Origin of the sequence: Bacteroides sp. 519, assembly GCF_010500955.1 — a bacterium.
Lineage (GTDB): Bacteria > Bacteroidota > Bacteroidia > Bacteroidales > Bacteroidaceae > Bacteroides.
The window spans coordinates 29560-46126 of sequence record NZ_QVMJ01000005.1 but is presented as its reverse complement, the minus strand read 5'-3'; the positions used below and the strand labels follow the sequence as shown (position 1 = coordinate 46126).

The 16567-nt window shown below is 39.4% G+C and carries 12 protein-coding genes and 1 pseudogene; 4 read left to right on the top strand and 9 right to left on the bottom strand.

Annotation, left to right across the window (positions count from 1 at the left end):
* Positions 1 to 52: 52 nt before the first annotated feature.
* The 7 genes from D0T85_RS06535 to D0T85_RS06505 form a co-directional block, all read right to left on the bottom strand.
* Positions 53 to 499: an NADH-quinone oxidoreductase subunit I gene (locus D0T85_RS06535; RefSeq protein ID WP_163211463.1), complete on the bottom strand. Its 447-nt coding sequence runs from the start codon at positions 497 to 499 to the stop codon at positions 53 to 55.
* A 123-nt stretch (positions 500 to 622) separates the two neighbouring features.
* On the bottom strand, positions 623 to 1699 hold the full coding sequence (gene nuoH / locus D0T85_RS06530; RefSeq protein WP_163211462.1) for an NADH-quinone oxidoreductase subunit NuoH: 1077 nt from the start codon (positions 1697 to 1699) through the stop codon (positions 623 to 625).
* A gap of 113 nt (positions 1700 to 1812) precedes the next feature.
* Entirely contained in the window at positions 1813 to 3375 is a 1563-nt protein-coding gene (locus D0T85_RS06525; protein WP_163211460.1) for an NADH-quinone oxidoreductase subunit D, read from the bottom strand.
* A 104-nt stretch (positions 3376 to 3479) separates the two neighbouring features.
* The gene (locus D0T85_RS06520; RefSeq protein WP_163211458.1) at positions 3480 to 4055 is read right to left on the bottom strand and encodes an NADH-quinone oxidoreductase subunit B; all 576 of its coding nucleotides are present in this window, start codon (positions 4053 to 4055) and stop codon (positions 3480 to 3482) included.
* Positions 4046 to 4396, bottom strand: a complete 351-nt coding sequence (locus tag D0T85_RS06515) for an NADH-quinone oxidoreductase subunit A (protein WP_163211456.1) — start codon at positions 4394 to 4396, stop codon at positions 4046 to 4048. The genes D0T85_RS06520 and D0T85_RS06515 overlap by 10 nt, the downstream gene beginning before the upstream one ends.
* Positions 4397 to 4523: 127 nt before the next feature.
* The gene (locus D0T85_RS06510; RefSeq protein WP_163211454.1) at positions 4524 to 4883 is read right to left on the bottom strand and encodes a hypothetical protein; all 360 of its coding nucleotides are present in this window, start codon (positions 4881 to 4883) and stop codon (positions 4524 to 4526) included.
* A 452-nt stretch (positions 4884 to 5335) separates the two neighbouring features.
* Complete coding sequence (locus D0T85_RS06505) at positions 5336 to 6508, bottom strand: exo-beta-N-acetylmuramidase NamZ domain-containing protein (RefSeq protein WP_163211452.1); 1173 nt, start codon at positions 6506 to 6508, stop codon at positions 5336 to 5338.
* A 148-nt stretch (positions 6509 to 6656) separates the two neighbouring features.
* On the opposite strand from D0T85_RS06505, the gene D0T85_RS06500 reads away from it, so the two are divergent.
* Positions 6657 to 7193, top strand: coding sequence for an HD domain-containing protein (locus D0T85_RS06500; protein WP_163211450.1), 537 nt, complete (start codon positions 6657 to 6659; stop codon positions 7191 to 7193).
* A gap of 99 nt (positions 7194 to 7292) precedes the next feature.
* Complete coding sequence (locus tag D0T85_RS06495) at positions 7293 to 10049, top strand: putative LPS assembly protein LptD (protein WP_163211447.1); 2757 nt, start codon at positions 7293 to 7295, stop codon at positions 10047 to 10049.
* A gap of 15 nt (positions 10050 to 10064) precedes the next feature.
* On the opposite strand, the gene D0T85_RS06490 is transcribed toward D0T85_RS06495, so the two are convergent.
* Both D0T85_RS06490 and D0T85_RS06485 read right to left on the bottom strand, forming a co-directional pair.
* Positions 10065 to 11174: an MBL fold metallo-hydrolase gene (locus D0T85_RS06490; protein ID WP_163211445.1), complete on the bottom strand. Its 1110-nt coding sequence runs from the start codon at positions 11172 to 11174 to the stop codon at positions 10065 to 10067.
* Positions 11175 to 11239: 65 nt separating this feature from the next.
* Positions 11240 to 13261, bottom strand: a complete 2022-nt coding sequence (locus D0T85_RS06485) for an AAA family ATPase (protein ID WP_163211443.1) — start codon at positions 13259 to 13261, stop codon at positions 11240 to 11242.
* A gap of 171 nt (positions 13262 to 13432) precedes the next feature.
* Between D0T85_RS06485 and D0T85_RS06480 the strand changes: the two are divergent.
* Both D0T85_RS06480 and D0T85_RS06475 read left to right on the top strand, forming a co-directional pair.
* Positions 13433 to 15286, top strand: a pseudogene (locus D0T85_RS06480) (DNA topoisomerase 3); the annotation flags it as partial.
* A 140-nt stretch (positions 15287 to 15426) separates the two neighbouring features.
* Entirely contained in the window at positions 15427 to 16125 is a 699-nt protein-coding gene (locus tag D0T85_RS06475; protein ID WP_163211439.1) for a peroxiredoxin, read from the top strand.
* Positions 16126 to 16567 lie beyond the last annotated feature (442 nt).

Genomic DNA, 16567 nt, shown 5'->3' with positions numbered 1-16567 from the left:
GAGTTTTGAGTTTTCAATGCCGTATGGTAACTTATAACTCAAAACTCATAACTCAAAACTTATTAAGAACCCGGTGAAGTTTATCTCTGTCGAACACAGCGTTTTCAAACGATGGTGCAAAGGTTATTGCATCCTGCGGACATATATTCACGCAAAGTTGACAAAACATACATGCACCCAGATCATAGTTATATTGTTTCAGTATTTTCTTCTTTTTGCCTTCCTCTGTTTCTACCATTTCGCTGATAATTTCTATAGTATCATTGGGACAGGCAGTTTGACACAGTCCACAAGCAATGCATTTATGCTCGTTGTTTTCATTATATAGCAATACAAGGGCACCACGAAAACGTTTGGAAATAACCAGTGTTTTCCTGTTTTCCGGGTATTGTTCTGTTGTTTTCTTCCGGAGGAAAACCGTCATTGAAGTTTTCATCCCCGTTAGCAGTGATGCTATGCCGTTGAATAAACCTTTGAAATAATTATTTGTAGATTCCATATTCTGTTAATGAATTTTTGAAACGCAGATTAACGCGGATTAACGCAGATTATTATATTATTTTAATCTGCGAAAATCTGCGTTAATCTGCGTTTCAAAATAGAAGTTCATTTTAATATTATCTTAAAAATGCAGCCCGAAAACCACAATAATCACCATTAATATAAGATTCACCATACTGATAGGCACCAGATATTTCCATTCCAACTTAAGTATCTGGTCGATACGCAAGCGGGGGAATGTCCATTTTATCCACATCAACAAGAACACCACAAAGAATGCTTTGCCGAAGAACCAGATAAATCCGGGAATATAATCCATAACAGTATTGAAACCATCCAGTCCGGGAATGTGTAAAGGCATCCATCCACCAAGAAATATTGTAGCAGCTACCGAAGCAATAATAAACATATTAAGGAATTCTGCCAGGTAGAAGAAACCGAAGTGCATACCCGAATATTCGGTATGATACCCTGCAGTAAGTTCGCTTTCAGCCTCCGGAAGGTCGAACGGACCCCGGTTCGTCTCAGCGTTACCTGCAATCAGGTAGATGATAAAGGCAATCAGTGCAGGAATGTGTGCCCTGAATAGATACCATCCTCCGGCCTGACCTTCAACTATTTCCGAGAATTGCATGGTTCCCATAAATACCACCATCGTAAGGATAGACAATCCAACAGACAGCTCGTAGCTAATGATCTGTGCACCGCTTCGCATAGCACCAATAAGCGAAAACTTATTGTTACTTCCCCATCCGGCAAGCAGAATACCAACTACACCAATAGATGAGGCTGCCAAAAGGAAGAACACCCCCACATTAAAGTCTATCACTTCCAGTCCTTTACTTATTGGTAAGCAGGCAAAAGCCAGGATAGAAGCAATGATTACCATGTAAGGAGCCAGTTCGTACAGGAATTTATCCGAATGCTTTAAGGATATGATTTCCTTGATAAGCATCTTTATAACATCGGCAAATACCTGAAAGATTCCCCATTTCCCTACTCTCATCGGGCCCAGACGGCACTGGAAGAAGGCACAAACCTTTCTTTCCATGTATATCAATACAATGGCGAGTAAGGCGTAGGTCAGGATAATACAAATTCCAACAACTACACATTCAATAAATATAGCCCACCCTTCCGGCATCACCGAGGTAAGCATTTCGTGTATCCAGTTTGTTAGTGGTTTAAAATCTAACATATTTTTTTATTATTATAGAACACAGAGACACAGAGATACAGAGGTTTTAATTCTTAGATTAGCACAATGATAAAAAACTCTGTGCCTCTGTGTCTCTGTGTTCAAAAAATATTTCATCGATCTATATCAGGTACAACATAATCTAGTGTTCCGCCAATGGCGATTAAATCCGCAATCTTGCCACCGCGGGCAATAGTATCGACTGTAGATACCAGAGGCAATCCGGTGCTACGGAAATGCAGTCGATAAGGATATTTTTCACCGTTGCTTTCAAGGAATACCCCAAACTCACCACGGCTTGCTTCCACAGCAGTATAATAAGTTCCTTCGGGCACCTTTATAATCGGTTTCGTTTTCTCCTGATAATTACCTTCGGGGATATTATCAATAAGTTGCTCCAGAATTTTCATAGATTCCATTATCTCGTCCATACGTACCATGTAGCGTGCAAAGCAATCGCCTTCGGTATAAATGATTTCTTTAAAGTCCAGCTTATCATAAAGGGCATACGGACGGCGCTTGCGTACATCGCATGCCCACCCCGAAGCACGTCCGGTGCCACCGGTGGCTCCAAAAGAAATTGCATCTTCACGGCTAAGGATACCAACGCCTTTCATACGTTGTTGTGCAATGATGTTACCAGTAAATATATCGTGATATTCATGAATTATACCCCGCATATAAGGGATAAACTCTTTGATCCTCTTTACAAGATTAGGATGGATATCTGCCTGAACACCTCCAATGGTATTATAATTCATTATTAATCTGCCACCGCAAGTCTCCTCGAATATATCCAGAATCTTTTCCCTGTCGCGGAAACCATAGAAGAAAGGAGTAAGACCACCCAGGTCCATACAGAGCGCCGAATAGAAAAGTAAGTGCGAATCAATACGTTGCAGTTCATCCATAATGGTACGTATGTACTGTACCCTTTCGGAAACTTCAATACCCATTGCCTTTTCAACGCACATACAAAGGGCATGACGGTTGTGATGTGCTGCCAGATAATCCAGTCGGTCGGTCAATGCAAGAATCTGCTGATAAGTCATACTCTCGCTCATCTTCTCAATTCCCCGGTGAATGTAACCGCAGTTTACATCAATCTTTTTCATGTTTTCACCCTCAAGCGAAACACGGAAACGAAGTACTCCATGTGTTGCAGGGTGTTGTGGGCCGATGTTAACCACATATTCACGATCTTCAAAGATTACATTTTCCTGTTCTTTGAATGTACCGTCCGGATTCAACTCTACCAGATGTGTGGTATCAATTGTAATCTCGTTCGACATTCTTAAAGGGTTTCTGTCATCATTGGGATCATCGTCTTTGCGAAGCGGATGTCCTACCCAGTCGTTCCGGAGATACAAGCGGCGCATATCCGGATGATTAAGAAAGATGATGCCGAAGAAGTCATATATTTCACGTTCATTCAGTTCGGCAGCTTTCCAGATATCAGCAACCGAATCCAGTTCAGGGTTTTCCCGTTCGGTGGAAGTTTTAACCACCATGCGTTCGCCCGTAGCAGTAGATTCCAAATGATAGATTACACCGAGGCGTTCGCCCCAGTCCATTCCGGTCATACATTCCAGAAAATCCATCTGTTTCTCATTGCGTAGTTTCAGAGCTGCATCATGAAACTCTTCTGCTGCAATTTCGATTATTGTATTGTTCATTATTGTTTAGTTTAGAAGGAGGAGGTAAAGGAGGTAAAGTGAGGTAAAGGAGGTAAAGTTTCCATGCGGCATCGTTACTTTACCTCCCTTTACCTCACTCTACCTCACTCTACCTCCTTCTTATTAACCCCTCCAAAGAATTTTTCCACTTTTACTTTCCGTTGCAATTGCATCATTCCATACAGAAAACTTTCCGGGCGTGGGGGACATCCGGGGATATATACATCTACGGGAATAATCTTATCTACCCCGTTTACCACGTGGTACGATTTTTTGAAAGGACCGCCGCTAACAGCACAACCACCTACGGCAACCACATATTTAGGATCGGCCATTTGGTCGTATAAACGTTTCAGAACGGGGGCCATCTTGTCGGTTATTGTTCCGCAAACCATAATCATATCAGCCTGTCGCGGACTTGCCCGGGCTACTTCAAAGCCAAAGCGTGCCATGTCGTAACGGGCAGCGCCCAGTGCCATAAATTCAATACCGCAGCAACTTGTGGCAAAAGTAAGCGGCCACAGGGAGTTGCTTCTTCCCCAGTTGATAACGTCGTCCATGGCTCCAACAAAAACATTTGCTCCGTTCTCGTTGAGTTCGTGTGCCATTTTCTCCAACGTTTCATTGTCGGTAAACTCCTCATAAGGAATTGATTTTATTTTAGGTTTCTTTATTTCCATTCCAATGCTCCTTTCCGCCAGGCATACGCCAGTCCTAAAACTAAGATGATAAAAAAGAAGAGAATACTGATGATTCCACCTGTTCCCAGTTCACGGGCAATCACAGCCCAGGGGAACAGGAACACAGTTTCGACCTCGAACATCAGGAACAGGATAGCAAACAGATAATACCCAACCCTGAATTGCATCCACGATTTCCCCCGGGTAGGTATGCCACATTCGTATGCTTCCATCTTTTGTGGGTTGTATGAACGAGGTGAAATCAACTTGGCTATAACAATAGCAGCCGTAACAAGGACTATAGCCGTTAGAAAAGCAACGACTAAAAAAATAAAGTTCATTTGAGTTTTTAAGTTTTTGAGTTTTTGAGACTTTAAGTTCTTAAGTAAACAAATATATATGCCCATAGGTTTACAAGCTTAGGTATATACCTAAACTTAAAAACTTATGGACTATAAACTTAAAAACTTAAATGATAATCTTTCTCAATCCGAATATATAGTATGCTACCGGATGTTGAGATATTGAGATTTCTTTCGTATTCTGTTTTTGAGGAAGTTTGCTGTTGTTTCTTTGAAAGCTATTGTGTTTATGAATACGATACAATTGTTTAAAACTGTAGTCTTTTGAGTAAGATAAATCTGCATTGTCGCAAATAAGCCTTGTTCCTGCAATATGCAAACTTCTGGCATTATCGTGGCTATTATCGGCTTGCGAAATAACAAATGATTGATCTTGTTGAATTGTATAAATCTCCTGTTGCGGCACTGTAAGGTAAAACAATGCTGCAATAAGTGCAATTATACTATATTTTATACAATTCTTCATATTTCTTAATATTGCGGCGGCAAATGTAGAACTTATAATTAGTAATTTGCAATCTCTGTATTACAATAGTAGGTTATTTAACACAAATTACACATTGCTACTGTGAATTTTAATTAAAGCCTGTTTAGCTATCATCCTAATAATCGGATTTGTTATTTGTCTTTTTTTATCTATTCATAAATCAGTACTAATTTTTATGCAGCAAATCGTTATTTCAAAATGCAGCATTTCACACTTTCAAAATGCAGCATTTTGATTGAACGAAATGCAGCATTTCATCAATGCAAAATGCTGCATTTTGAAAATGTATCATAAAATCGGCTCTGTGGCGCGTATGGCGGGTGGTAAACGAGATGGTTTTTCTTTTTTGTTGTTTTTTGTAGTGACGAAATAGTTAAACAGAGCTGTGGGTTTTGGAAAGATTTTTTTCGTAATGCTATGAGCTTTTGTAACTAGTACAAAACATACTTTCTCCTCATCACCTTATATTCATCAAGCCCTGTTTGCCACTCTGCCCGAATCTGTTCTTCGGTTTTGCCGGCAACAATTGCTTCCCTTACCTGATTGGTACCCATAAGTAAATCCATCCAGTTTCGGCGTGAAAAGAATGTTGCATCTTCGCCCGATTTTTTATAGAACTCTATTACATATTTGAGGGTTAAACCCTTAACACTGGTAACATTCCGTAAATCCAACCCATAACACTTTACATCTTTGTGTAACGGATTAGAGTCGAAACCGGGCATTGAGCGAGGTGTAAAAGCAAAACTACCATATTTTTCGTTAGGCGCGCCTATTACCTGAAAGGGAAAAGTTGTTCCGCGACCTACGCTTATTTTTGTAGCCTCGAAAGCACAAAGTGAAGCATATAATTGTATAGCTTGGTCGTTCGGCAGGTTAGGAGAGGGGGGAATAGGTAGAGAATAAGGTTGTCCGTGTTTCCAGCCTTCAACAGGAATAACCGTAAGTTTGCAGATATCCGGTTTGCCAAGGAGCCATCCTTCGCCATTAATTAACCGGGCAAGTTCGCCCACAGTACACCCATGTAGAATAGGAATCTGTAGCATACCTACAAAACTTTTATATCTGCGGTTTAGTACAGGGCCATCCACATAATCACATGGGTTTGGACGGTCCAGTACAATAAACTCCTTATCATTTTCTGCACAAGCCTCCATAACATAAAACATGGTACTAATATATGTATAGAACCGTGCACCTACATCCTGAATATCAAAAACAATCACATCTGTTTTGTTGAGCTGCTCTGGAAGCGGCTTCTTGGTTTTTCCATGTAGCGAATAAATGGGGATTCCGGTCTTAATATCTTTTCCGTCGCTTACATTTGCACCATATTCGGCAGTGCCCCGGAATCCGTGTTCGGGAGCAAAAGCAGCCGTAACATTTACTTTGTTTTTAATCAATACATCCAATAGATGTTCTTGATTGGTTCCAACAACAGATGTTTGGTTCACCACCACCCCCACGCGTTTATCTTTCAGCAGAGGAAGATATTTATCCAATCGTTCGGCACCAGTAAGTAGAGGACTGCCGGCATTTACCAATAACCAGGGGAATACAAGAAGAATAAAGAAGTTAAGTCTTAAAAAGTGGTGGTTAATCATATTCAGCAAAATAATTTTTTCGTAATATTGCACAAAATTAATCAGTTGAAAATTGAAAATTGAAAATTGAAAGTTAAATAACCAATAGTAATCTAACTTTTAATTAATTCTCAATATTCAATTCTCAATATTCAATTCCCCAATTAATATGAATCCTGTAAATCTCATAGATAAGTATTATCCCGAATCTAATCAATTAAAACAAATATTGCTTATTCATAGTAAATCGGTAGCCGATAAAGCTTTACAGATAGCCGATAAACATCCGGAACTGAACCTGGATAGAGAATTCTTGTACGAAGCAGCTATGCTTCATGATATTGGTATATTCTTAACTGATGCCTCAAGCATTTTTTGTTTTGGTGATAAACCTTATATCTGTCATGGATATCTGGGAGCGGAACTTGTAAGCCGGGAGGGTTTCCCCAAACATGCTTTGGTATGCGAACGTCATACCGGAGCCGGACTGGAACTAAAAGCAATTGTAGAACAGAACTTGCCTGTACCGCATCGCGAAATGATTCCTGTAAGTATGGAAGAACAAGTAATTTGTTTTGCCGACAAATTTTTCTCAAAGACCCACTTAAACATCGAAAAAAGTGTGGATAAAGCTCGTAAAAGCATAAGCAAATATGGAGCAGAAGGTTTAGAACGATTCGATTGTTGGTGTAGGATGTTCTTATAATGCACTAAAAAATAATTAAAAAAATATATTCAGACGTTTATTTGAGAGAGAATGTGTACTTTTGCCCCCTAATAGCGCAAATGTTTAGTTCATCACGCATTGAAAGCAAATACTTTAATATCATTCATACTACTATTCGCATTTCTCTTGCTTCCGGACGAGGCCATGGCCCAACGCAGAAGAAGAGGAGTATCGTCTGTTGATATGCCAGGTAGTGATTCCATAAATTTTACGATTCCGAGAGACTCAATAGGAAATGATACGTTGAAACGTGAAACAGTTGTAGCCGATACGGTTCCTGCTTCTCCAAAGAAACAACCATTAGATGCTCCTGTTTTTTATGAAGCTAACGATTCTATTGTTTTTGAACAGGGAGGGTATGCACACTTATATGGACAGGGTAAGGTAAATTACCAAAACATAGAACTTACTGCTGAAATTATTACCATGAATATGGATAGTAGTACTGTATATGCCCGTGGAGTAGAAGATTCTTTGGGAGTAAAGACAGGTATACCGATATTTAAAGATGGAGAAACTCCTTACGAAACCAATACCATCCGTTATAATTTTAAGAGTAAAAGGGGGCTTATCAGTAATGTGGTAACCCAACAAGGAGAAGGTTATGTGGTTGGAAACAATGCAAAGAAAGGGGCTAACGACGAGTTGTTTATGATTAACGGACGCTATACTACCTGCGACCATCACGATCATCCGCACTTTTATCTGCAATTAACCCGTGCAAAAGTACGGCCAAAGAAAAATGTTGTTACCGGCCCGGCTTATCTGGTTGTTGAAGATGTTCCGCTACCTATTGCAGTGCCGTTCTTCTTCTTCCCATTTTCAAGCAGTTATTCTTCCGGATTCATTATGCCATCATACATGGACGATTCTAATCGCGGTTTTGGTTTATCGAATGGGGGATATTATTTTGCAATCAGTGATAAAATGGACCTGAAAGTATTGGGCGAGATCTTTACCAAAGGTTCATGGGCATTAAGTTTGGAATCTAATTATGCCAAACGATACAAATATACAGGTTCATTCCAGGGAAGTTATCAGATAACCAAACTTGGTGAAAAAAACATGCCCGACTATTCGGAAACAAAGGATATGAAGATAATGTGGTCGCACAGACAAGACCCTAAGGCTAATCCAAACAGTACATTCTCTGCCAGCGTAAACTATACTACCAGTAGTTATGAGCGGAATAGCATTAACAATATTTACAATCCTAACCTGATGGCTCAAAGCACTAAGACTTCAAGTGTTAGTTATTCGCGTAGCTTCCCCGATCAGAAACTAACCATTTCGGGAACTATGAATATAGCACAGTCTTTACGCGACTCATCTATTTCGGTAACTTTACCCGATATGAATATCTCGCTCAGTCGTATTTTCCCTTTTAAAAGAAAAAATGCTGTAGGTGGCGAAAAATGGTATGAAAAGATTTCGATGAGCTATACCGGGCGTTTGACTAATAGCATCAAAACAAAAGACGATCAACTTTTCAACTCTAACTTGATTAAAGACTGGACTAACGGAATGAATCACAGTATTCCAATCAGTGCCACTTTTACCCTCTTTAATTATTTCAATATTACCCCTTCGGTGAATTATACCGAGCGTTGGTACTCACGTAAAGTACTGAAAGAGTATGATCAGGACGAAAGCAGATTGGTTGCTACCGATACAGTATATGGTTTCCATCGGGTATATAACTATAACGCCAGTTTAGGTATTAATACCAAACTTTATGGTACATATCAGCCAATATTTGCATTTGCAAAGAAAAAAGATGTAACAATTCGCCATGTCTTTACTCCTACAGTAAGTTTATCGGCGGCTCCCGATTTCGGTGCATCACGTTATGGCTATCATAAGGATGTAACATATACAGATAGAAATGGGGAAGAACAGGTTGCAACTTATTCTCCGTATGAAGGAAACTCTTTTGGTGTTCCCGGACGTGGAAAGCAAGGTAATATTAGTTTTGATATTACCAATAATCTTGAAATGAAGATGAGGTCGTCAAAGGATTCAACTAAAATGACTAAAATAAGTCTTATTGATGAATTGGGGGCCAGTTTATCCTATAACATGGCTGCTAAAGAAAGACCTTGGAGTAATTTGAATACCCGGTTGAGGATGAAATTTAGCAAAAGCTATACCTTTAATATGAATGCTACCTGGAAAACTTACGGATATGAGTTAGATAAGAATGGTAAGGTGGTTTCAAGTAATAAAACAGAATGGTCGCGCGGGCGGTTTGGTATTTTTCAAGGGTATAGTACTTCTTTCCAATACACATTAAATAATGATACATGGAAAAAGCTGAAAGCCAAGCTCAGAGGTGAAAAGACAGAGGACGAGGAAACCTCACCCGAATCTGATACAGAAGAAAACGAAACTTCTGAAGATGAATTGAATATGAGTTCTCGCCCGAAAGAAAAAGCAGTAGCCAATGAAGATGGTTATCAGGCATTTGCCATGCCATGGTCGCTTAATCTGAACTATGGAGTAACTATAGCCGAAGACCAATCGAAAGAGATTAATTATAAAACAATGCGTTATCCTTATTCGTTGAGGCATACTTTTAACTGTTCGGGTAACATTAAGTTATCGAATAAATGGGCGGTTAGCTTCAACTCGGGTTATGATTTTGTTGCTAAAGAAATAACACAGACCACATTTAATATCTCACGCGACCTTCACTGCTGGACAATGACGGCAACTCTTTCTCCGTTTGGTCGTTGGAAGACTTATAACTTCACCATCAGAGCCAGTGCAAGTATCCTACAGGATTTGAAGTGGGAACAACGTAGCCAAACTCAGAGCAACATTCAGTGGTATTAATAAACGTGTAATCAATTATTCGAAATCCCACCAAATCTCTCTTTTAGGTGTATCACCAATTGTATATGGTTCTCCAATTCGGGGTACGGTTATCGGTACGCATATTGTATCCATGAGGGGTACTAACTCTTTAATCGGTTCATTCCATATATGGTAAGAGGCGGCGTAACGTGCCCAATGTACCGGAAGCACCATTCTGGCTTTCAACTCCTGTACCGTATGAACTGTCTGTTCCGGAAACGAATGGTTCTTAGGCCATTCTGTACTGTATTGGGCATTCTCAAGTATGGCCAGATCAAACGGACCATACATGTCGCCAATATCTTTAAAATGTTTGTTGTAACCGCTGTCACCACCAATAAAGATTTTGTGACCGTGTATTTCGAGCACATACGAACTCCACAAGGTTCTGTTTTTCTTTGTCCATCTACCTGAACGATGTTGTACAGGTGTAGAAATGATCCGAATACCTGTAGCTACTTCAACGGTATCACCCCAGTTAACTTCACGGTATCTTTCAGGTTTCCAGTTCCAGTAAGACAACAGGGTGCCCACACCCAAAGGAACAATGGCTTTTGTCTCTTTTTTCTTCTTGTATTTGCGTATTGTACTGCAATCTAAGTGGTCATAGTGATCGTGTGTGATTACAATTAAATCAATAGCCGGAAGATCTTTGGGTTTATAAATATGGCTGCCCGGCATGCTTCTGTTAAAATAGAATAGGGGAGAGGCGTACCCGCTTAAAACAGGATCTACCAGTATATTGAAACCTTTGGATTGAATAAGGTATGAAGAATGACCAAACCAAACGATAGTTGTTTCAGGAAATACAGTATCCAACAAATTGGTTTTAACCGAAGGGATATCCTGTGAAAGTTTCGGGCGCTTTCTGAACTGGCGCATTTTCACTTCTTGCGGAACCCGGTTGTTGAGATACATAATTGTATCTGTATTATAGATGTTTTGGAATGAACGGTTTTTATAGTTGGGTAGTTGAGCAAATTCTGCCTCCCTTTTCTTCGAAGGATATTTGCCTATCGACCGTATAACTGAACAGCCGGAAAGTACAAATATACTTCCCAGCAGTATGTATAAATGAATGGTTATGTTCTTAAATCTCTTCATGATATAGATTCGATACTATAACAACAAATTTAAGAAAAAAAGTAATTAAGAATATACCAGATTATTTATTCGCCGGCTAGTTTCTTCAAATGCTGCCTGTAAAATACATTCTCTCCATTCTCAACAACAGTACTCAAATCAAAATCTACAGCATGTTTTTCAACAAACTCCCGGATCTTGTTCTTATCGGCCGACCGGTTATCACTGAGATAATCAGCCATACGGATAAGCAATGTTTTCTGTTTTTCCAGTGTTTGTTGTGCAAGTTCTTCTGCTTTAAAAATCAATTCCTCAGCCTGTTTGTTAATCCCATCGCTGTGATTATCCAGAATAAATCCGGGTGGGCGATCCGTATGTTGATTGCCATAATACGCCCGGGTATTACCCATGCCACAAGTATAGAGCACTTTGATAGCCAACTGAGTAGCTCGGTTAATATCTGTGCTCGAACCAATTGTAACATTCTCTTCTCCAAAAATAATCCGTTCGGCTACCAAGCCACCTAACAAAACTGCCAGCCGGTTAATGATTTCTTTGCGCGAAATGTAATTCCATTCCGGACGGGCAAACACAAAACCATCACTGCTACTATCTGCCGTTACAGAGAATACTACATTGGGCAATGTTTTCATTAGTATGGTTGAAAGAATAGCATGACCACTTTCGTGTACTGCTACAATAGCCTGTTCATCGTCGTGCCTTGGTTTGCGTAGTTTTCCTAATACCAATGCATATTTATCGGTAAGCCTGTGAATGATTTTTCTGTTATTAATAAAATCAATCAGTAAAGTAGCATGATCTGTTTGTGCTGTTTCGTCAACACTGAAATGTACAGAATCTACCAAGAAACCATTCAGGTATATTTCATTCAGAATCTTGCCCAACCGGGTATTAACAATTTGATGTATGGTGGTAAATAGCGGACGAGTACCTTGTGTGGGGAAAACTCCTTCTTCATAAATAAGAGATTCCGTACACTTATCGAAGGTTAAATTCAGTTGATAAGTATCCTGTACCTTACGACGTACTTTCTCTAACTCTAAACGAATAATGTTGTAAAAGTTATCCTCGTTAAATGCCGGGTAAATAATATGGGTATTACCTAAACGAGCTATCTGTTCACTGCGGAAACGGGTCAATAGGGCCTCTTTTACTTGTGTAACGGTGATACGTGTAGATTCGTAATGAAACTCGTTAGCACTCATATCCGGATTGAAATTGCGGGTCATAGAATAAACCTCGTCCAGATTTCCCATAACAAATACCAGTGCCCGCGTACAGTCTATATTTTTAGGACGTAGCGATTTCTTAAACAGATAGATTAGGTAAGCAAGTGTTTCCTCGCCATCCATCTCATTCAGTTTTTCGCGTAAATCGCTTTTGGTAACAAACATAAAGTCAACAAGGTCGAAGATGGTATTTACATTCTGATCGGAAATAAAATATGTTTTATTCAATACTTCACTTTCATCTTCATCCTGATTGGTGGTAGTCATAATCTCATTGTATATGGCTTTGCCATTTACTATAATACCATGTTCAACTTCTACACCTCTGTTTAATGCAAGATCTAACGATTTTATAAGACGGTTAAACCAACTGGTGTTGTACTCAAAATCAATCATGTCGAACTTCCCTGTGTCCAGTAAATCCCAAACAGCGCGCGAAGAGGCCTTATTTACTTCTTCATTGTCTTCATTAATAGTGCGTGCATGTTGAAACTCGTCTAAACCGATAATGAAAGGATCGCCATTGCTGCTTTCGTAAATATCTTTGAAAGTATCCTGAATTCCGTAATAGGAATTGCCACTTTCGCCCAAGTCGAAACGGAAATAGCGGTCCGAAAATCCTAAAAGCTCGGATAATCTTTTAACAAGCGATGTTTTTCCTGTTCCGGTTAATCCCCATAAGTTAATGATAACAGGGCGCTCTTGCATCTCGGGGAAGAAGAACCACGAATTAATAGCATCAGTAATTTGGTCTATTACAGTATCAATACCTATAAATTCGGATTTAAGTTGTCTGGATGTATTCTCCAGTATTTCTTTTTGTTTGAAAAGTTGTTGTCTGTATTTGGAAATATCCATATCTAGTAGTTACCCTTTTTCAGTTTTGTGTTAATATGTTCACCAGCCGACAAAGATATGCAAAATCATTGGGTAATTTTATTGTAGGGTTTTAAAATCTCCCAAATTTCATGTAAGTTTGTTGTTGCAACCAACAATTCATTACCTTTGCCTTCTAATTCTTAATTAATAATGATTGTTTGTATTGCTGAAAAGCCCTCTGTAGCGCGTGATATTGCTGAAGTTTTAGGAGCCCGGGATAGAAAAGACGGATATATAGAAGGAAACGGTTATCAGGTAACCTGGACTTTTGGCCATCTTTGTACCCTGAAAGAACCTGCCGAGTACTCCCCACGATGGAAGTCGTGGAGCTTGAGTAGCTTGCCTATGATACCTCCCCGGTTTGGAATCAAACTAATATCAAACCCCACTTACGAAAAACAATTCCGTATTATAGAAACCTTAATGCTTGCCGCAGATGAAATTATAAACTGTGGCGATGCTGGGCAGGAAGGAGAACTTATTCAGCGTTGGGTTATGCAAAAAGCCGGAGCACGATGTCCGGTAAAACGTTTATGGATTTCTTCGCTTACCGAAGAGGCTATAAAAGAAGGGTTTAAGCAACTCAAAGACCAATCCGAATTTCAACCATTGTACGAGGCCGGACTATCTCGTGCCATTGGCGACTGGTTGTTGGGTATGAATGCAACACGGCTCTATACACAAAAGTATGGACAAGGCCGACAGGTATTGTCTATTGGCCGGGTACAAACCCCAACATTGGCATTGATTGTAAACAGGCAACTGGAAATAGAGAACTTTAAGCCGGAACCCTATTGGGAACTCAAAACCATATACCGGGATACTACCTTTTCGGCCACAAAAGGAAAATTTACTTCCAAAGAAGAAGGAATGGATTTTCTGGAAACCGTGCGGCAGTCCGACTTTGGAGTAACCGATGTTTCTACCAAGAAAGGTACCGAATATGCTCCTCGTCTTTTCGACCTTACTTCTTTGCAAGTAGAATGTAACAAGAAGTTCGGTTACTCGGCCGACGAAACCTTGAAACTCATTCAGTCGTTATACGAGAAAAAGATAACCACATATCCCCGTGTTGATACCACTTACTTAAGTGATGATATCTATCCTAAATGTCCCGGCATTTTGCAGGGATTGAAAGATTATGTGGCATTGACCGCTTCGTTGCAAAACGTTAAGTTGCCTAAATCCAAAAAGGTTTTTGATAGTTCCAAAGTAACCGATCACCATGCCATCATTCCCACAGGTGTTTATCCACAAAACCTGAGCGAGATGGAACGTCGTGTGTTCGATTTGGTTGCCCGTAGATTTATAGCTATATTTTATCCCGATTGTAAGATATCTACAACCACTGTATTGGGCGAGGTAGACAAGATTGAGTTTAAAGTAACTGGTAAACAAATACTTGAACCCGGTTGGCGTGTGGTTTTTGCAAAGGAACAAACAGAAGAAAAGAATAACGACGAAGAAGCCGTTCTGCCCAATTTTGTTAAAGGAGAGCGCGGTCCACACGTGCCCGACCTAAATGAAAAATGGACGCAACCGCCCAAACTATACACCGAAGCAACTTTGTTGCGTGCCATGGAAACTGCCGGAAAACTAGTTGATAGCGATGAATTGCGTGATGCCCTGAAAGAAAATGGTATCGGACGGCCGTCTACCCGTGCGGCAATTATTGAAACACTATTTAAACGTAACTATATTCGTAAAGAGAAAAAAAACTTGGTTGCTACCCCAACAGGTATAGAACTTATTCAGATTATTCACGAAGAACTTCTTAAATCTGCCGAGCTTACAGGTATATGGGAAAAGAAACTTCGTGAGATTGAAAGAAAGAAATATGATGCCCGTTTGTTTCTTGAAGAGCTAAAACAAATGGTTACAGAGGTTGTGAACAGTGTTTTATCTGATAATTCAAACCGCCGGATAACCATTGTTGATACCAGTACTCCTAAAGAGGCTGAGCCTAAAAAAGAAACCAAGAAGCGAGAAAGAAAACCCAAGGCCAAAAAAGTGGAAGATAAGGTAGGAAAGCCTTGTCCGCTGTGTGGAAAGGGTACAATTATTAAAGGAAAAACGGCATACGGTTGTTCCGAGTGGAAGAGTGGGTGTACTTATCGGGAGAATTTATAATAAATCAGAATACAATGAGCGTTAAATCAAAAGCAATTACCTTATTAACAATTACTTTTATACTTTTTGGATGTGGTAACAAACGGGAGTCTCACGAGAGTAGGAAAAGAAAACACATTGAGTATATTGAGGCCAATCTTGACAGTCTTGCAAGTGCACGTACACTTGCAAATATGTGTACAACATTTGGAAAAGAAAAAACTACGGAATTATTTAATAAATTGGCTCCTAAGGTCAGGGATTCTGATGATGGCAAAATAGTTGAACAATATTTACTATTAAACAAAGAATTAAACATCGGAGACAAATTTGTTGACTTTGAGATGTTGGATTCAAATGGACAGAATAGAAAACTCTCCGAATTTCAAGGAAAAATAGTGTTACTTGAGTTTTGGGCTTCCTGGTGTGGACCTTGTTTAAGTGATATGCCTTACCTTAAAAAAACTTATGATAATTATCATAAATATGGATTTGAGGTATTCGCCGTATCATTGGATATGAATAAAGAAGATTGGCTGAAGGCTATAGAACAGCACAATTTAAATTGGAATCATGTAAGCGAATTGGATAGTCACTATAATACAGCAGCATTCATATATGGTGTGTATGGCATTCCGGATAACTTTCTAATTGATGAAAAGGGAATTATCAAAGCAAGGGGGGTAAGAAAGGATAAGCTGGATAAAGCATTAGAAAAAATGATAAAGAAATAATGCCGGCCACTAACAAAGTGCCAATGTCATTAAGTTAAGCCCGGCATGGATTTAGAATCCTTAATGATTTTTTTGCTCAGATGCTTTAGTTAGATTAAAAATTATGCTTGATAATTATAGAAAGCAATCCAATCTCTTAACTCCTTAATTAAAAAATGTACTTTGTTTTGATGCTGGAACTAAACTTAAAGTTTGCTCCTCACATATCGAGCGATAGTTCGAGGCCTTAAATTCTAACAACATAGATTTTTTTGTTTATTATTCTACAAATATATTAAAGTTCAAGGATATAACAACTTTAAACCTTGAAAGATTGAGTTTTTTATTATACTCAACCCCCTCTACACTTTCCCATGGAAAAGTCTGAAGTATCCCGTGGAAAACCTTAGACTTTTCCAGAACAAAGTGCCCTAACAAACATAAAAATCAAATCCCCTCAGAA